General features: G+C 60.7%; 15 protein-coding genes and 4 pseudogenes. 8 read left to right on the top strand and 11 right to left on the bottom strand.

Annotated elements, in window-relative coordinates; all coding sequences use genetic code 11:
* Together JAO85_RS24190 and JAO85_RS24185 are read left to right on the top strand one after the other, a co-directional pair.
* Window positions 1-211 (top strand): annotated as a pseudogene (locus tag JAO85_RS24190) (porin); the annotation flags it as partial.
* 491 nt (window positions 212-702) lie between these two features.
* Window positions 703-1,482, top strand: coding sequence for an alpha/beta fold hydrolase (locus tag JAO85_RS24185; protein ID WP_202789188.1), 780 nt, complete (start codon window positions 703-705; stop codon window positions 1,480-1,482).
* Window positions 1,483-1,606: 124 nt separating this feature from the next.
* Here the strand turns inward: JAO85_RS24185 and JAO85_RS24180 are convergent, their stop codons facing one another.
* Window positions 1,607-2,179: a DinB family protein gene (locus tag JAO85_RS24180; RefSeq protein ID WP_202789187.1), complete on the bottom strand. Its 573-nt coding sequence runs from the start codon at window positions 2,177-2,179 to the stop codon at window positions 1,607-1,609.
* A 246-nt stretch (window positions 2,180-2,425) separates the two neighbouring features.
* Window positions 2,426-2,830 carry a VOC family protein gene (locus JAO85_RS24175; protein ID WP_202789186.1) on the bottom strand — a complete coding sequence of 135 codons (405 nt, stop codon included), beginning with the start codon at window positions 2,828-2,830 and terminating at the stop codon, window positions 2,426-2,428.
* A 139-nt stretch (window positions 2,831-2,969) separates the two neighbouring features.
* Here JAO85_RS24175 and JAO85_RS24170 point away from each other — a divergent pair, with 139 nt between their 5' ends.
* Entirely contained in the window at window positions 2,970-4,316 is a 1,347-nt protein-coding gene (locus tag JAO85_RS24170; protein WP_202789185.1) for a PLP-dependent aminotransferase family protein, read from the top strand.
* Between the two features lie 143 nt (window positions 4,317-4,459).
* On the opposite strand, the gene JAO85_RS24165 is transcribed toward JAO85_RS24170, so the two are convergent.
* The gene (locus JAO85_RS24165; protein ID WP_202789184.1) at window positions 4,460-5,632 is read right to left on the bottom strand and encodes an MFS transporter; all 1,173 of its coding nucleotides are present in this window, start codon (window positions 5,630-5,632) and stop codon (window positions 4,460-4,462) included.
* The gene (locus JAO85_RS24160) at window positions 5,629-6,822 is read right to left on the bottom strand and encodes a serine hydrolase domain-containing protein (protein ID WP_202789183.1); all 1,194 of its coding nucleotides are present in this window, start codon (window positions 6,820-6,822) and stop codon (window positions 5,629-5,631) included. Before JAO85_RS24160 ends, JAO85_RS24165 begins: the two co-directional genes overlap by 4 nt.
* Before the next feature lie 116 nt (window positions 6,823-6,938).
* On the opposite strand from JAO85_RS24160, the gene JAO85_RS24155 reads away from it, so the two are divergent.
* Entirely contained in the window at window positions 6,939-7,829 is an 891-nt protein-coding gene (locus JAO85_RS24155) for a LysR family transcriptional regulator (RefSeq protein ID WP_202789182.1), read from the top strand.
* Between the two features lie 98 nt (window positions 7,830-7,927).
* On the opposite strand, the gene JAO85_RS24150 is transcribed toward JAO85_RS24155, so the two are convergent.
* Window positions 7,928-8,830: a LysR family transcriptional regulator gene (locus JAO85_RS24150; protein WP_202789181.1), complete on the bottom strand. Its 903-nt coding sequence runs from the start codon at window positions 8,828-8,830 to the stop codon at window positions 7,928-7,930.
* A 97-nt stretch (window positions 8,831-8,927) separates the two neighbouring features.
* Here JAO85_RS24150 and JAO85_RS24145 point away from each other — a divergent pair, with 97 nt between their 5' ends.
* Together JAO85_RS24145 and JAO85_RS24140 are read left to right on the top strand one after the other, a co-directional pair.
* A complete protein-coding gene (locus tag JAO85_RS24145; protein ID WP_202789180.1) occupies window positions 8,928-9,911 on the top strand; it encodes an NAD-dependent epimerase/dehydratase family protein in 984 nt (327 codons plus the stop codon).
* Between the two features lie 614 nt (window positions 9,912-10,525).
* Window positions 10,526-10,921: a YkvA family protein gene (locus tag JAO85_RS24140; RefSeq protein WP_202789179.1), complete on the top strand. Its 396-nt coding sequence runs from the start codon at window positions 10,526-10,528 to the stop codon at window positions 10,919-10,921.
* 254 nt (window positions 10,922-11,175) lie between these two features.
* Here JAO85_RS24140 and JAO85_RS24135 read toward each other — a convergent pair whose 3' ends face one another.
* Entirely contained in the window at window positions 11,176-12,432 is a 1,257-nt protein-coding gene (locus JAO85_RS24135) for an MFS transporter (protein WP_202789178.1), read from the bottom strand.
* A gap of 90 nt (window positions 12,433-12,522) precedes the next feature.
* Between JAO85_RS24135 and JAO85_RS24130 the strand changes: the two genes are divergently transcribed.
* The gene (locus JAO85_RS24130; RefSeq protein ID WP_202789177.1) at window positions 12,523-13,524 is read left to right on the top strand and encodes a LysR substrate-binding domain-containing protein; all 1,002 of its coding nucleotides are present in this window, start codon (window positions 12,523-12,525) and stop codon (window positions 13,522-13,524) included.
* Between the two features lie 390 nt (window positions 13,525-13,914).
* Here the strand turns inward: JAO85_RS24130 and JAO85_RS24125 are convergent, their stop codons facing one another.
* Window positions 13,915-14,091 carry a hypothetical protein gene (locus JAO85_RS24125; RefSeq protein ID WP_164091529.1) on the bottom strand — a complete coding sequence of 59 codons (177 nt, stop codon included), beginning with the start codon at window positions 14,089-14,091 and terminating at the stop codon, window positions 13,915-13,917.
* Between the two features lie 402 nt (window positions 14,092-14,493).
* On the opposite strand from JAO85_RS24125, the pseudogene JAO85_RS24120 reads away from it, so the two are divergent.
* Window positions 14,494-15,030 (top strand): annotated as a pseudogene (locus JAO85_RS24120) (toxin).
* A 94-nt stretch (window positions 15,031-15,124) separates the two neighbouring features.
* Here JAO85_RS24120 and JAO85_RS24115 read toward each other — a convergent pair.
* From JAO85_RS24115 to JAO85_RS25845, 4 genes and pseudogenes are all read right to left on the bottom strand, one after another.
* Complete coding sequence (locus JAO85_RS24115; RefSeq protein ID WP_237734985.1) at window positions 15,125-15,601, bottom strand: GNAT family N-acetyltransferase; 477 nt, start codon at window positions 15,599-15,601, stop codon at window positions 15,125-15,127.
* Window positions 15,602-15,643: 42 nt separating this feature from the next.
* Window positions 15,644-16,682, bottom strand: a pseudogene (locus JAO85_RS24110) (LLM class oxidoreductase).
* 23 nt (window positions 16,683-16,705) lie between these two features.
* Window positions 16,706-17,260 (bottom strand): annotated as a pseudogene (locus tag JAO85_RS24105) (glutathione S-transferase family protein); the annotation flags it as partial.
* On the bottom strand, window positions 17,191-17,436 hold the full coding sequence (locus tag JAO85_RS25845) for a glutathione S-transferase N-terminal domain-containing protein (RefSeq protein WP_370552222.1): 246 nt from the start codon (window positions 17,434-17,436) through the stop codon (window positions 17,191-17,193). The pseudogene JAO85_RS24105 and the gene JAO85_RS25845, both read right to left, overlap by 70 nt.
* Window positions 17,437-17,473 lie beyond the last annotated feature (37 nt).

Genomic DNA, 17,473 nt, shown 5'->3' with positions numbered 1-17,473 from the left:
CAAGTACAAGGACAACGCGGACAAGGGTCAGTTGCTGGTACTGCGCGGTACTTACAACCTGTCCAAGCGCACTGCGGTCTATGCCTCGCTGGGCTATATGAAGAACAGCGGCAATGCGGCCTTTGGAGCAAGCAGCGCTCAAGCTGGTGGAACGCCAATGCCTGGCGTCAACCAGACTGGCTTTGGCATGGGCTTGCGCCACATGTTCTGAGGTCGGAGCACAAATAGAGCGAGTGAGGGTAGCCTGGTGGCCCCCACTCGCTTGGTGCATGGAGCCAAATTCCAGATGAATCTCTTGTGTCGATGCTCGTCCCAGCTTCCAGCCAGGACGCGACCATTCGTTCGGTGAGTCGTGCGTATTTCAGTCAGTAGAGCTGTTGCGAGACAGTATTTCCGAATGACTCTCAGGTACTGTGGATTCAACCGGTCGGTGCTGCATAGCGACCTCTCTCTACGATGATTTCCGTTTGCAAATAACAAGTGCTTTTGCGGTGAGGTCGTGATTGTCCTGGATCCGGCTCACGATGGCGCTTGGCCGCTACTCGTCGAAAGCAGCGGCGGCACACGACCCGCAAGACATATCCGCCCTCCCCGCAAGCCGAAACTGCCCTGTTCCACCCGCCCTGAAACAAGTTCCTTTGGCCTTAAATTAGACTATTCAAAGTGCTGTAATGGACCGGGTTGCAACTACCGCCCCCGGCCATGAACGGCCTTTCAGCAGGATTCTCTGATTTGCAGCTGCCATCTCTTGCCGAGTTAGGGCCCGTTGTCCTTGTTCTCCTTCCTGGAATGGATGGCACGGGTGAGCTTTTCGCACCGTTCGTTGCCGCATTGGGGAAGACGACGCCCGTCGTCGTGGTGAGCTATCCAACTTCCGGTGCACGACAGACCTATACCGATCTGACGGAACTTGCCACATCGGCCTTGCCGCCCAATGGCCGTTTGGTCTTGCTGGGAGAGTCTTTCTCAGGCCCTATTGCCATTTCGCTGGCAGCGGCATACCCGGAGCGCGTTGTGGGCCTTGTTCTGTGCTGCTCGTTCGTTCGCAATCCAAGGCCGGGTCTTCGCTGGCTCGGCGGCCTGGCGACCATGCCCGTTCCGCTTCCTCCTGCTCCAATACTGAACCTGATGCTTCTGGGCCGGTTTGCGACGCCGGGTCTGCGGGTTATGCTGCGGTCCGTCTTGGCCAAGGTTCAAACGGCGGTTCTACGTTCAAGGCTGAGAGCGGTGGTATCCGTAGATGTGCGAGCACATGCCAAAGCCATTGATGCTCCGGTTCTCTACCTGAAAGGAATACGTGACCGCCTGATGCCACAGTCTTCCGTGGCTGATGCAGAGCAGTGTTTTCGAAAGATAAGAGTTCAGGCGTTTGATGCTCCACATTGCCTACTGCAAGCCATTCTGCAAGAGGCCGCTGCGGTAGTGGCTGACTTCGTTCGGGACGTTGCAACACCACGAGAGAGCTCGAGAGTGCATGAATAGGGATTCAAGAGCGTAGGCGTGGTGCCAGACGCCATGTCGCTCTGGCCCGCACTGGCACGGTCCAATGCCCTCCCCTATGGTCGACACCATACGATTTCAGAGCACCCCGTCAAAATTGAACGCCTCACCGAGTGTTGCGATAGTGATCTCGGATGAATACGGGCAGATCGTTTGATGGCGGCGTAAAAGGTATCTGATACATCATGTCGCCGACAAAACCTCGGTGATAAGTGCCGTGATTCACGATATGCAGCACGATTTGCTCGCGCGTCATGGCGCCTTGCCCCCCTCCCACAAACTCGAAATGGACGACTTTCACAAGGTCTTCGTCCGACCAGGAATCGACAAGCCCGGTGTACCAGGAATCCATTTCCTGAACCACCTTCCATAGATCGTCAACCGCAGGCGTGTGGTCCGTATTGCGTGCGGTGTAGTTGTGTTTTCTGCCTTGTAGATGGTGCCTGAAGATATCGTCCACCACATAGACATGGTTCAACGTATGCACCATGTTTTCGAACCGCGTCGGTCTTTGTCGAAGAGCCTCGCCTTCCGGTAGCTCCATCACGTTCTTGAACGTCAGGCCATTCGCCCAGGCCTTGTAGCGCACCAGCATTCTCAATGTGCCCACGGCCGATGCGGACAGCGTGGCGCGCTCTTTGAGTGGTGGGCTGTATGGGTGCTGAAGGGTTGTGGACATATTCGAGAGTTCCTTGGAGGTCTTCAAAAACTGTGCAGCTCGCCTTGGACATGCGTGTGCGTCTCGCCGCCGACCCGGACCTGGCCGGCATCGTCACGGGCCAGATAAATACGGCCTTTTCGGCAAGGACGGGTCCTTGAGCGACAACACAGCCGCTCTCGGCTTGAGGCCCAATCACGCCGATAGACGAGTGCGATCTGGCTGTCGGTCATGCTGGCGCCACCAGAAATACGCACATCTCTTGCATCAGGGCTGGAGGTCGGCGCGATGCACGATATGGATTTTGTTGCCATCGGGATCGCGCAGATAGGCGCCGTAGTAGCCGTCCCCATAATGAGGTCGTGGCCCGGGAGCCCCTGCATCCCTGCCACCGTGCGCCAGACCATCGGCGTAGGCGGAGTCCACTGCTGCTGCCGACGGCGCCAGAAAGGCCGCCATGCTGCCATTGCCCACAGTCGCTGGTTCTCCGTTGTACGGACTGTAGACATAGAAGCGAGGCAGACTCGCCTGCGCGCTTACCCAGCAAAGCGCCGCCGGTCCACCATCGGGCAGCACGACCCGGCGCTTCAGACCAAGCGAAGCAAGCACCGCATCGTAAAAGCGGCCTGACCGTTCAAGGTCACGCGTTCCAACAGTCACGTGGCTAAACATCTCGTTCTCCTTGCTTTCCGTCATCGCCGCTGGGCACTTTTCACCAAGAGGCAGCCATGCAAAGGCATTTGCGAGAACGTTACACTATCGAATAATCAAATAGTGTCACGAGACACTATTTTTTATCGAGACTGCAAACATGCTCCTCCAATCTCCTTGGCAGCCTCGCCTTGCAAACATTGAAGCCAACGCGGCCGAACGACTTGCACTTGCCCTGGCCGACGATATCGTCGAGGGCCGGCTGGCGGGGGGCGACCGCCTGCCTGCACATCGAGATCTTGCAGAGAAGCTGCAAATCGGTCTTGGCTCGGTGACGAAGGCCTATGCCGCGCTGGAGCGCAGAGGTCTGACGCGCAGTGTCAAAGGACGGGGAACATTTGTCGCGATTCAGCAGGCGCATGGTGATCGCCTGATTGACCTGTCGTCCAATGCGCCGCCGGCTGCGCTCAACGCACGCATCCTGGCACGGGCATTGACGGGGATCGCTCGCAAAATCGACGCCGACCATTTCAATTTCTATGCACCTTCTGGCGGACATCTGGAACATCGTCGTGTTCTCGCACGCTGGCTGATGACACTTGGCCTGGTCGCCGATCCGTCGCTTCTGCTTTTGACGAGCGGCGCGCGCCAGGCGCTGTCATTGGCCTTTGATCTGGCTTGCGGCCCGCAAGGATTGCTTGTGACCGAGCGGGTCACCTATCCCGGCGCTATTGCCCTGGCCCGGCGCAAAGGGTATCGGATGCAAGGTGTCGAGATCGATGCCGAAGGGATGGTGCCGCAAGCGCTCGCGGACGTACTCGGCAGTGTCGCGCCAACCGATGGCAAGGCGGTCTACCTCACCCCTACGCTGCACAACCCGACAACGGCCACGATGAGCCTGGAGCGAAGGCAAGCCGTTGTGGATATTTGCCGGAAAGCGGGAGCATGGATCATCGAAGACGGGGTCTATGCCGCCGCTTTCCCTGATTTACCCCAGCTGTCGGCATTGGCGCCCGATATCTCACTGCATGTGAACGGGCTCTCCAAGTCACTTGGGCCGGGGCTGCAGATCGGCATGTTGCTGCTCCCAACCGAGCTGGGCGGCGCTGCGCAAGAACTGATGCAGGATGTGCCGATGGCTCCATCGGCATTCTCCTGTGCGGTAGTCGATGAATGGCTGGCCACCGGCGTGATCGCCTCGATCCAGCGAGATCTGCGCCATGAGTCACAGCGGCGTGCCAGGCTTGCCGCCTCGCTTCTGGGGACTGGCGAGCCTGTCTGGCATCCCCATGCCTACAACATCTGGCTGCCGATGAAGCGCGAGGCCGCCAACAGTCTTGTCGCCGCGGCCGCAGAAATCGGTTTGAAGCTGACCCCGCCGGAAGCCATGATGGTGGACCCGCGGGATGAGAGGAGCGGTCTTCGGATTTGCCTGGGCGCTCCCGGCTTCGAAGACCTGGGCGATGCGCTGAAGCTGCTGGCAGAGCTGCTCAGGTCGCAAGCTTGAGTACGGTGCCGACGCGGGACTGCCGGGCAAGACCAATAAGAGATGCCCGGCAATCCATCTCCCCGGTCGCTGCAGGTAAGGCTGAAGCGGGAATTCTTCGAGCTGCGCAAGGAATGGAGCAGATCCCGAAGAACTCCCCGGCCTTATCTCTGCACAGCTGGAAAGCCGTGACGCCTGGCCGCCCACACAACGGCCAGCGTTGCAGCCAGCAGCACCAGGAGGACCGGAGGGAATGCGGCGACGCCGAGATAATCCAGCAAGGCTCCGCCAATCAGCCCGCCACTTGCAATCGCGATGTTCCAAGCTGTGACCAGCATGGACTGCGCAACGTCGGCCGCGTTGCCCGCAGCCTTGGCGATAGCTGTTTGAAGCAATGTCGCCACGCCGCCAAAGGCCAGGCCCCAGGCGGCCACTGCCGCATACACCACGGCAGGCGCATCACCCATCAGGCCGAGTGCCAGCGCCGACAGGCCGAACAAGAGCGTACTCCCCAGCGTCAGGGCGCGCAGATGGTGATCGATCAGCACGCCGATGACCCAGATGCCCTGCAGCGAAGTGATGCCGAACATGAGCAGGACCAGGTCTGTTCGTTCCGCCATGTCTGCCGCCGCGAGAAATGGCGCGATATAGGTATAGAGGATGTTGTGTGCCAGAACGAAGGCCAGCACCACGAACAGCACCGGACGTATACCGGGGAAAGTGAACACATGCGCCAGAGACAAGCGTTTGCTTGCCGCCTGCCCCGCGAAATCTGGCAGCTTGACCTGTACCCATGCCATGAGCGCCAGCGCCAGTCCGCTCATGATGCCGAAGCACATCCGCCAGCCCAGCAAATTGCCCAGGAAGGTGCCCGCCGGCACGCCAAGTGACAATGCCAGTGGTGTGCCCACCATCGCAATGGCAATGGCCCGGCCCTGCTGATGCTCGGGCACCATGCGCGCGGCATAACCTGCCAGCATCGCCCATAACAGACCGGCCGACACTCCCGCCAGGAAGCGCGCGATCATCGTCAGGACATAGTTGCTGGACAGGGCCGTGACAGTGTTGGCGATGGCAAAGCCTGCGATGGCCGCCAGCAACAGCGGGCGGCGGCGCACGCCCTGGGTGGCTGCGGTCAACGGGATGGCGGCCGCCAGCGAGCCCATGGCATAGATCGTGACCGTTTGTCCTGTCCAGGCTTCGGACACCATCAGGCCCCTCGCCATCTGAGGCAGCAGCCCTGCCGGCAGCGCTTCGGTCAGGATGGTGATGAACGCGGCCATTGCCAGCGCCAGCAATGATGCAATGGGCATGCGGCCCTGATGTGCTGCGGTCATTGCACGGCTTCCAGTGCACCATAGACTGCGTCGCGCAACTCGGTGACGAAGCGACCGGACATGCCCTCGTACAGCGTATTGGTGAAGGCGACCACGCTCAGGCCGCGCGCCCTATCCACAAACCAGGCATGGCCGTAGGCGCCACCCCAGCGCCAGGTACCTACCGACTCTGGCGACGCGGCGCGCAGCGGGTCCCGCAAGACTGAAAAGCCGAGACCAAAACCAAAGCCCGGTGCATCCGGCAGCTCCAGTCCACCAGTTTGATCGCGCCCCATCTCGTTGATCAGCTCATCGGGAAGCAATGCTCCCCTACCCTGCCGCAAGGCCTCCAGCAGGCGCAGAAAGTCTCCGGCCGTGCCAGCCATTCCGGCCCCACCCGAAGGGAAAGCCAGGGCATCGAAGATACGGCCCGGGCTGTATCTGATGCCGACTGCGCCCTCGAATGGCGAAACCACCTCACCTTCGGCAAGCGGATGTGGCTGGGGCGCATCGCTTACGTAGGCAGTGGCCACGCGCTGCGGATCGCGCACCAGGAAACCGGTATCTATCATGCCCAAGGGGCCTGTTACCCATTGGTTGACTGCTTCGTCCAGTGACGTGCCATGGATGTGTTCGATCAATGCCCCCAACACATCGGTTGCCAGCGAATAGCCCCAGGAGGTCCCCGGCACATACTGCAGCGGCACGCTGGCGATACGACGCAGGTTCTCGGCCAGACTGAAGTTGACGCTATCCATGCCGTCCGAGGCACCAGCCCGGGCGTAGGGGCCATCGGCCTCTGCCTCGAAAAAGCGATAGCCCAGCCCTGCTGTGTGGCTAAGCAACTGCCTGGCGGTGATGCGTGCCGGGCTGCCATCAATCAACCGGGGCTGGAACTGCGGGAGCCAGCGGCCGATGTCCTCATCCAGATCGAGGCGACCTTGCGCTACTAACGCAAGTGCAGCCGTCGAAACGATGGGTTTGCTCACCGATGCCAACCGGAAGATGGTTGTCAGCTCCATCGGGCGCGCGCTCTCGCGGTCGGCATAGCCGGCGGCCTGTTGGTGGATCAATTCACCGTTGTGTGCCACCAGCACGACGGCACCGACCAGTCGCCGCTCATCCAGAGCCTGCTGAACGGCGGCATGGATGCGGGTGGACTGATGTACGGGCGAAATGCCCGGGCGTATAGAAAAGACGGGATAAGTCACGGAAGAGCCCTTGATTCAATGGATCACGCCGTGACGATAGAAAGTCTGAGATTAAAGAAAAAGTAGGCTACAGTTCCTCTTTATGCGGACAGAAATGTCTTTAATCTAAGTGCGTTATGGACAGCTTGAATGGTTTCGCCGTGTTCGTGCAGGTTGCCGAGACGCGAAGTTTTGTTGCTGCCAGCCGGCTTTTGGGCCTGTCGGCCTCCGCCGTAGGCAAGAGCGTGGCGCGGCTGGAAGATCGGCTGGGCGTGCGCCTGTTTCACCGCAGCACGCGCAGTGTCACGTTGACAGCCGAGGGCATGCTGTTCCTGGAGCGCAGCCGACGCATCCTGGCGGAGATCGAAGCGGCAGAGCTCGAACTCGCGCAAGCCAGCAATGCACCACGCGGTCGCTTGAGAGTGAGTTTGCCGCTGGTTAGCTCGCTGGTGCTGCCGGTACTCGGCGAGTTCATGCGCGAGTACCCCGAGATCGAACTCGACCTTGACTTCACCGACCAGATGGTTGACGTGATCGAGGACGGCTTCGACGCCGTGGTGCGCACGGGTGAGCCCAATGACTCTCGCCTCACGGCACGCAGGCTCGGGGCTTTCCGTTCGCTGCTGGTGGCTTCGCCAGACTATCTTGCACGGCGAGGGACACCTCGGGAGCCTGCGGATCTGATGCAACACCATTGTCTGCACTACCGCTTCCCTCATAGCGGCAAGCTGGAGCCATGGGCTCTGCGAACCATGTCCGGCGAAACCGAGTTGCAGCTGCCCACCTCGATGATCTGCAACAACATCGAGACGCGCGTGTGCTTTGCCTTGCAGGGACTGGGGATTGCCTACCTGCCGGAATTTTCCATTCGTGAACAACTGGCCGATGGCCGGCTGCTACCGCTCCTTCCCGACCATACAGAGCGCAGAGGCGTTTTTTATGTGCTGTGGCCGGCAAGCAAGTACCCGTCGCCGAAAGTACGGGCTCTGGTTGATTTCTTGTGCGCGCGCGTGTTCCCTGCAGCCTGACCTACCCATGATTCACGTCGTTTCCAGGGGCTGATGCAGAGTGAGGTTCTCCGGTCATTGGCAAGCAACCGCATCTGGCCCACAGACGTGTCGACCTGCTAGGCAAGCATGTAGTCTTGCAGCCCCTTCAACAGCGCATCAAATGTCACCTTGCAGCTCGAATTGTTGCGCAGATCTTCGTGCATGGTGAGCCAGGTCTCCAGGCTCAGCGGAATGCTTCCAGGCAATATGTTCACCAGATTCGGGTCGCGCGCCGCCAGATTCACTTGGCACACACCAATACCGCAGCCTGCCCGGATCAGCGCCATCTGTGCCATGTCGTTGTCGGTGCGCACCGCAAAGTTTTCGCGGCTCCAGATCGGGAATGCCTTGCGTGCGGCACGCACGAACGGCGCCTCTTCATCAAAGCCAATCAGCGCGTGCTGCGCCAGATCGGCCAGCGAGGCTGGCGTCCCGCGCTTGTCCAGATAGCGCTTGTGCGCATGCAGGCCAAGTGGCATCGCTCCAACGCGCCTGGCAATCAGTTGCTCCTGCCTGGGTTGTGTCATGCGCACGGCGATGTCGGCCTCGCGCTGCAGCAGGTCCTGTACGCGGCTGGTCAGCACCAGCTCCACCGTCAGGCCCGGGTGTGTGTCCTGCAGTTGCGCCAGGATGGGTGGCAATACCTCTTGCCCTATCACCTCGCTGGCCGTCACGCGCACTGTGCCCTGGATACCCGAGCCTTGGCTTTCGGCCACACGTCTTAGCGCAGCGGCAGCACTGTGCATGGTCTGGGCAAACGGCTTCAGCGCAAGCGCCGCCTCGGTGGGTAGAAGCCCCATTTGCGAACGTGTGAACAGCGTCACGCCCAGCGCTTTTTCCAGCGCGTCCACATGCCGCCCCACGGTGGGCTGGGCAATTCCCATGGCGCGCGCCGCACCGGACAGTGAGCCCTCTTCCAGCACGCCCAAATAGGAGCGATACAGCTCCCAGCCTATCTCGGTGGTGTTGTCCTTGGTCATACAAAAATGTATGGCGGCTACCATATGTTGGTCAATTGCTTAATAGCCGTTCCCGCCCGAAACTTCCTCTCATCGCCACAAATTCAGGGGTAATGGGATGGAAAGCAACACGGTCTTGGTTCTAGGCGCCACCGGCGGTATCGGTGGCGAAGTGGCCCGGCAACTACGCGACGCTGGCTGGACAGTGCGCGCATTGCGCCGCAACTGTGAGCAGCAAATTGAGCAGCGCGACGGTATGGTCTGGGTGCGCGGCGACGCGATGAGCCGCGCCGATGTGCTGGCCGCGGCCGAAGGCTGCTCCGTCATTGTGCACGCCGTCAACCCGCCCGGCTATCGTCGCTGGGGTGAGCTGGTGCTGCCCATGCTGGACAACACCATCGTCGCCGCGCAGGCCAACGGCGCCACCATCGTGCTGCCTGGCACGGTCTACAACTACGGCCCCAGCGCCTTTCCCACGTTACATGAAGATTCGCTGCAGCAGCCCCTCACCCCCAAGGGTGCCATCCGTGTGGAGATGGAGCGGCGCCTGCAGCAGGCCAGCAGCCGGGGCTGCAGAGTGATCGTCGTGCGCGCGGGGGACTTCTTCGGACCCAAGCCGGGCAATAGCTGGTTCTCACAGGGCCTGCTAAAGCCCGGCCAGCCGGTCAAGTCCATCAGCATGCCCAACGCACCCGGCGTGGGCCACCAATGGTCTTACCTGCCCGATGTAGCCCGCGCCATGGTGAAACTGGTGCAGCGGCGCGACACGCTGCCCCCCTTTGCCACCTTCCACATGGCAGGCCATTGCGACGCCGACGGTACCCAGTTGGCCGCTGCGATCTGCCGCGTGGTCGTCAAGCGCGGCGGAGTCCAGCCCAAAGTGAGAGCCTTTCCCTGGTGGCTTACCGCGCTTGCAGCGCCCTTTGTACCGACCTTGCGTGAGCTACGTGAGATGCGCTATTTGTGGAGCACTCGGATAGAGATGAGCAACGCCAAGCTGGTCTCTACGCTCGGGCATGAGCCGCATACGCCGCTGGATGAGGCGGTGGAGGCTGCCTTGGAAGGTATGGGGTGCTTGCCGGCGACACCTGTGCGCAGGTAAGCCCCCCTTAAAAAAGCTTTCACCCTGGACCAGCCGTTCGGGGCCTCACAGAGATCAAATACCGAGGTCTGGCATCGCCATCAATCTTCGTCGTCATCCTCACGCCAGCCTCGATGATGGTGTCTTTGCCACCTGTTCCAACGTCGGCCATCTTCCTGCCAGCGCCATCCCGGAACCGCTTCCGGCGGCGGCGCGACTATCACGGGTCTAGGGGCATAGACTGGCCGCGGAACGTACTGAACAGCCGGTGGTCCGTATTGAACGGGCGGTGCCGCGTAATAGTACGAAGGGGAAGGCGCAACGACGTAGGGAGCCGGAGCTCCGTAGCCTATGCCCAGGTAGACCTCTGCATGACCAGGTGCTGCAGCCATGGCGAGGGCGGCAAACAGCGAGAGTGACGTGTAGTTCATCAAGCGACTTTCAAGGCAATGGCGCTCGCCATGCTTGGTCTCTTTAACGAGGGGAATTGAGGAGCGTTGACCAAGCATTTGTAACTTGATGCGCATAGATGCTTCGTATTTTTCCGACTGCCGAAAATGGCATCGGCAGCTATCGGAACATGCGCGGCCGTCATCGATAAGGAGCGAAAATTCCGACTCGTCCTCGGAATTTTTATGAATCTCAATGACAACCTAAAGGTTTGGGCAAAGCGGATCAAGCGCGATGGCGTGACGCTCTGGTTTGCCGGAAAGCACCCCGACACGCCTTGGTATGCAAAAGCTCTGGGTCTTCTTGTCGTGGCTTATGCACTCAGCCCGATTGATTTGATTCCTGATTTCATCCCGGTTCTTGGGTATGTGGACGATATCCTCTTGCTTCCGGCGCTGATCTGGCTGACTGTCAAGCTACTGCCCCAATCAGTTCTTGCTGAGTGCCGTGTTCAGGCCGACGCGTGGATGGCCGAAAAAGGGGCTAAGCCAAGTAGTCGCGCAGGCGCGATCATGATCATCGTGTTGTGGGTCGCCATGGGGGTCGCGGCATGGCTCTGGTTGAATCCTCAGTCGTTCTGAGACGGTCGCCTGCCGGCCAGGAGCAGTCGTCCACAGCTCTCCTGCCAGTGACGGCTTCAGGCTGCCTGCCGTACTCGATCTTGCGCCGGATGACAGCTTCTGGCCGGTAGTGTGAGTGCACGGATAAGCGTCGAACATCTCTTCGCATCCGCTTGGCAGCCCATCTAATTCCGAGGGACCGCCGTGTGTTGATTTCCACGCAGGCCGACCTGTGGGAGCGGTCTGCGTGGAGACCCATGTTGAAAAGGCCCTCGTTACTCACGGACACGCGCCGCAGACTGCTGCGACGCAGCCAGCAAGGGGCGGGCGAAGACCGCGCAAAGCGCACAGGCCAACCAGACCAATACCCAGCCCTGCAGCGATAGCAGATGCGGAATCAGCATAGGGACGGCAAAGCACACGATGAACACGCTGGTGTTGGCCATGCCCAAGGCCGTGCCGGCACGACCGGCTCCGGCCAGGCTTGCCAGCTCGGTATAAGCCACACCATGCCAGGCAGAAACACAGATGCCGGCAGCGGCCGTCAAGACCAGCAGCAAGAGCGGGCCCGGCGCAAGCCAGCACGCTGTCGCAAGCGCCGCAAAAAGCAGCATGCTCAGCCAGCTGCAAGCGCTCAAATAGCTCTGGCGGTTGCGATGGCGATCCGTCCAGCGACCACTCCATACGCGCATCGCCATGGCTGCGCACTGTACGAATGCCATGACGGCGGAGACTCTTGCAAGCTCGGCCTGGGCGAAGTCGTGCAGAAAGACCGTGCCGAAAGACAGCACTGCGAATTGCGGCGCGCACAGCATGCCGATGCCGGCCACGGAGCGCCAGGCGCGAGCATCGCGCAATGGGCTGGGGGCGGTGGCGAGCTGGCGCTGTGCATGCTGCGCAGCATGCGGCGGCTCGTGTACCCATGCGACGACGAGCAGCGCAGAGAGCAGGCAGAAGCTCGCCAAGACGGCGAACACGGCAAGAAAGCCGCCATGCAAGGCCAGCGCAGGCAGCAGCAGCGCACCGATGGCGCCGCCCAGCGGGACTGCAGTCTGGCGTATGCTCATCGCCAGGCCTCGCTCGTCATCCGCAAACCAGGTCATCACGGCCCGCCCGCTCGCACCGTTGAGGCTGCCGCCCAGCAGACCGACCAGTACCAGGCCGCCTGCCAGCCATTGCAGACCGGGCACCTGCCCAGCCTCAGGCGTTGCCCAGACGGCCATCGCAGCCAACGCGAGCGCCGTGCCGATCAGACCGGTGAGCAGCACGGGGCGGTCCCCCCAGCGATCGGTAAGCAAACCCCATGGCAGCTCGCTCAATGCGATGCCCAGGCCCATGAGGCCTAGCATCAGGCCGAGTGTGCTGGTATCGAGCTGGTACGAGGAGCGCATCATCACCGCCGTCATTGGGATTCCACTGAAGGCAGTCGAAAAAGCGGCATTGGCGAGAACGCCTGCGGCCAGAACCTTCCAGCGATGGCTTGGAAGGTTGACGGGCAGCGCAGGCAGCGAGAAACAGTCGGAAGAGTTCATGCCGCGCAGTGTGCTGGCGCCCAATCATTTTGAAAATCAAATAATATTGAAGAAACCATCCTGATTTTTGGGATGATTGAAAGGGCTTGTGTGTCTCGTGTGCTCTACGACTTGGATGTGCTGCGCAGTTTTTCGACGGGGGTCGCGCTTGGCAGCTTCGCGCGTGCCGCAGACAAGCTGGGGCGCTCGACTTCGGCGATCAGTGCCCAGTTGAAGAAGCTGGAGGCCCAATGCGGCACGCCGCTGCTGCGCAAGGCTGGGCGTGGTCTCGAGCTCACAGAGGCCGGCGAGACCCTGCTGGTCTATGCGCACCGCCTGCTGGAGCTCAATGACGAGGCCGTGGCGGCGGTCAGCGGCAGCCAGCTGCGAGGACTGGTCCGGCTCGGACTTCAGGAGGACCTCGGCGAAGCACTGTTGCCGGCCGTACTGGGCCGCTTTGCCAGGGCGCATCCCCAGGTGCGCATCGAGGCCTGCGTGGGGCGCAGCGACGAGTTGCGTGAACGCTTTGCTCAGGGACAGCTGGACCTGGCAATGCTCTGGGATGTCGGTGCGGATCTGTCTGGCATCCATGCCGAAACCGTGATGCGTCTGCCCCTGCATTGGATAGGGCCTGCCGCACCCGAGGTGCTGGACAGCCTTGGCTGCTTGCAGCCGGATCAAGAGGGCAAGCTGAAAACACTGGCTCTGGTGATGCTGGAAGAGCCTTGCCCGCTGCGCGAGCTGGTCACAGCCGTGCTGGAGCGAGCCGGGATTGCCTGGCGACACGCCTTCAGCAGTGCCAGTCTCGGGCCGATCTGGGCTGCGACCTCAGCGGGCCTGGGGCTGTCGGTGCGCACGCCCTTCGGCCTGCCGCCGCATGTGCGCAGCTACGCGCCAGAGGAAATCGGCCTGCCGCATCTGCCCACTATGGACCTGGTGCTTGGGCGTTCCCACTCTCTTTTGGAGCCATCCGCAGAGCGCTTGGCTACTTTACTGGTCGAGGCCGTACGTGCGCACACAAACTTTCCGGCCACTGAGGCTGTGCCATCGTCCCTCAACGAGCTGAGACTCAAACCTAGCCTCCCCGATCTAGCGGCGGTCCAACACGGTTGAGAATGAGTTTGCAGCATCCGGTGCGTCGTGCTCGATCCTCAGCGGCGGGATCTGCCTAATTCGCTCCGTGTGCTCGGATGTCCGCTATGTTGCTGAACCGGTAGGTCACGATGCAGGCATGAACAGCAGCTTCCGCTGCGCAGCAGACATTTGCCACCGAGGCACGAACGACTGCAACGGGGCGTTCTGAGACGCTCGCCTACGGCCCATAACAGTCGGTCTCGGCAGATGAAAGCAGACCCTCAACGCCCCAGCTAAACAGGCGAAAACGTCAGACCACCAGGCCGGTGACCACGGTGCCGTTATGCATCCGACGGAATGAAGAATTGGGTCGGAGGATCCAGTGATGTGACAGGCATATGGCGCGGAACGCCTTATTGCAGGCCAGCGTCAAAAGAGATTTACAAAGCCGAGAATCGTCGACCAGGCCAGCTCAAGCAAAGCCCACGCAGAAAATAATCCGTTCACCACAAGAAAAAGCGCGCCAACGACAAGCACTACAACGATGAGTTGCACAGCCTTCATACGGTGAAGTCTCCCGAAGAAACCAATTTTTTCATTGGGCATGTATGGCTCCTACCGATATGCCGTACCGTGTACCTTTGATCAATTTTAGGTGGGTTATGCACTGTCCCCTCTGGGTCGCTCAGAGGCTCTCGCCTACCAGCCAGACGCAGTCGCTGGACTAGAATCCAGCCGGAAACAGTGAACGATTTGCAGCAGTCACAGCCTGGCCAGCAGCGGCCGTACTGCGTGGTGTGCGGCGTGATTCGCGTACATTGAAATTCGTCGCTTCCCTCACCTACGGTCAGCATGGCCGACAGTCATTGAGAGCCGTTAACAAGCCTTGGTACGTCGTTGCATCGCCTTGTCGTACCTCGGCACTAGCCGCGGCTTCGCGCCTCGTCTCAAGCGCAAACCTTCGGCTTGCCGGGTCGTGCCAGCCACTATCAGCAACACAGGACTCGGATGCGTTATTTAGTGATCGGCACCAGTGGCGCGGGCAAATCCACCTTTGCAAAAAAGCTGGCACGCAAGATCCGAGCCTCATATATCGAACTGGATTTGCACTACTGGGGGCCAGGCTGGCAAGCAGTACCGCCCGAGCAGTTCAAACATTCGGTTGTTGAAGCTACTCAAGGAACATGCTGGGTAGCCGATGGGAACTACAGTGCTGTTTGAGATGAGCTTTGGTCACGAGCTACGCACGTCGTCTGGCTCAACTACGGTCGCTTCACGGTATTTTCTCGCCTGCTCCGGCGCACTCTTGGCGATGGTATTACCCGCAAGCGTCTGTCGCATGGAAACCGGGAGTCACTACGGATGGCGTTTTTCTCGAAAGACTCAGTCCTGCTCTGGTCGCTATCCACCTATGCAAAAAACCAGTCGAAGTTCGCCGCTCTGCGCGAGCATGGCGAGTTTGCGCATCTGCAATGGATTGAATTCTCCGAGCCTTCAGAGGCCTCGACGTTCCTCAAGGCGATCGCTGCCTCACAAGAGCGCTGACACGGGTTCACCTCCACAGCGCTGCTACAGCCCGGCATTTCAATGACCACCTTGCAGTCACTCTGATGCATGCTCGGGCCGCCGAATATGCCCGCTATCGCTGCACATCGAGGTCGTAAGTGACCCAGTCGGTCGCCGACGCAAGCTTGTCGTAGAGCTGGCGCGCCCGGGCATTGCTGCCAGCGGTAATCCACCGCACCACGGGCCAGCCGCGTTCCTGCGCTTTGGCAGCCACGCCCATGATCAGGCTGCGGCCTATGCCTGAGCCTCGCTGGTCTTGAGCCACAAACAGGTCGTCGAGAAAGCCGACGTCCTGCGCGATCAGCGGGTCAGGACATGCACGAAAATGCGCCAGACCCAGCAACTGGCGGTCCTCCGACTCTGCGACCAACCCTTCCATCGGGTGGCGCGGGTCCATCAGCCATGACCAGCTTCGATCCAGGATCGCATCGGTCATGGGCGACTGGTAGAAATGGGCGTACTGGCGGTAGAGGTCGCACCATGGCGTTCGATCACTCATTTCCAGGGGGCGAATTGTCACTGCACTCAGCATTGGGGTTCTCTTGTCCATGGTTGCTCCGGCTTGGTCATGCCCAAGCCGGTTCTGTGTTTCTCACCAGACGGCGGACGCCGCCGACGGTCCTTCATGCGAGGGAAAGTGCGGCAGCACCTCCCTGGCCAGCTCCTCCAGCACCTCGGCTGGCGGGCGCTGTGAAAACTGAATGCCAAACGCGGCATGGTTCACCCCTGCCGCCTGCCACTCTTCAAGCAAGGCCATCAGCCCTCTTCGCCCGGTGCGCAGAACATAGCCACCGTGCAAGGGTGGTCCGAGGATAGCCGGGATCATCCACCAGATCGATCCACTCGTTCGTCATGTGCGGCCTAAATGCCCCTCCGGGGACAAGTTCACGCCAGGCCCGAATCTTCTCCGCCAGATGCCGAGGCCCCCTAGGGGTATGGGTTGCATTGGGATAGGTCAGCCATCCATCCGCATGCTCCGCAATCCACTCCAGTGATTGCCCGGACGAGCCTGTGACCATCATCGGAATGCTTGCGGATACGGGCTTGGGCAGGAACTCGGCACCTTCAAAGCGCCCCAGCGGGGAATCGATGTCCAGATGACCGGCATGCATGAGCTGGCGTATATAGGACAGCGCCTGGGAAAAGCGCTCCGCCCGGGCACTGTGCTCCAGCCCGTAGGCCGGAAACTCCATCGGCCTGTCGCCAGAGGCTACCCCCATTACCAGACGGCCTCCGGAAAGCTGATCGATGGTCGTGGCGGCCTTGGCCAGATCAATCGGATGACGCAAGGAGATGACGGCGCTGCCCGTTGCCAAAGCCACTTTTTGAGTTCGGGCCGCCAGGTAGGACAGATAGGTGAAGGGATCGAACACCTGCCCGGCATCTCCAAACGATGGATCGAACAACGGCACATCACGCACCCACACGGCGGCAAAACCGTAGCTGTCGATCTTGGCGACAAGGTCCGATTGGCCACGCAGCACCGACATATCGCCGCTGTAGCTGCGCAGCGGCAGAAAGATGCCCAGGGTCAGCCTGTCCGGGGCAAACATGCGCCGGTAGCCGGGGTGTCCGAAAAACGCGGCATAGGAGGAGCCGCCCGTGCGCTCGGAGAATCTGGATGCTTTCATTGCTCGACTCGCGTGATGTTCATTCATGCACCGGTTGCCGGTGCGGGCAGCGTGATGCCTTTGCGTACAGCCGCACGAGCCGCAACCCGCTCGTGCCATGCACTGAGATGGAGGTGTTCGCTGAAGTCGAAGTGGATGATTCGCGCAATATGCATCCAGCCGAAATGGGCGATGTCAGCAATCGAGTAGTCGTCGCCGGCCAGGTACGGGCGGCCCGCCAGGGCTTGATCCAGCACCGTGAACGCCTCCTGCGTCAGGCGCCGGTAACGCTCGATTGCCGGCGCAATCGGTTCATCCGCAAACAGCTCGAAGTGCACGCGCTGGCCCAGCAGCGGCCCGACGCTGGATGCATGGAACTGCAACCACTTGATCGCTTCCCAGCGGGCTCGCGGATCTGCAGGCAACAGCTTTCCAGTCCTGTCGGCCAGATACAGAAGAATCGCCGCCGACTCGAACAACACGACACCTGTCTCGCAGTCCTTGAGCACCGGAATGCGGCCGTGGAGGTTCAGCGCAAGAAAGTCTGATCGGCGGTGCTCGCCCTCATCGATGCGCACATGGTGCAGCTGGTAAGGCAGACGCAGTCCTTGAGCACCGGAATGCGGCCGTGGGGGTTCAGCGCAAGAAAGTCTGATCGGCGGTGCTCGCCCTCATCGATGCGCACATGGTGCAGCTGGTAAGGCAGAGAAAGCTCTTCAAGCGCAATCGTCGCTTTGAAGCCATTGGGGGAACTGTCGGAGTAGAGATGCAACATTGAATATGTAGATAATCTAAAACCATTTGAATCGCCG

The sequence above is a fragment of the Comamonas sp. NyZ500 genome (assembly GCF_016772095.1).
Taxonomy (GTDB): domain Bacteria; phylum Pseudomonadota; class Gammaproteobacteria; order Burkholderiales; family Burkholderiaceae_C; genus Comamonas; species Comamonas thiooxydans.
This window is presented reverse-complemented; position numbering and strand designations above follow the sequence as displayed.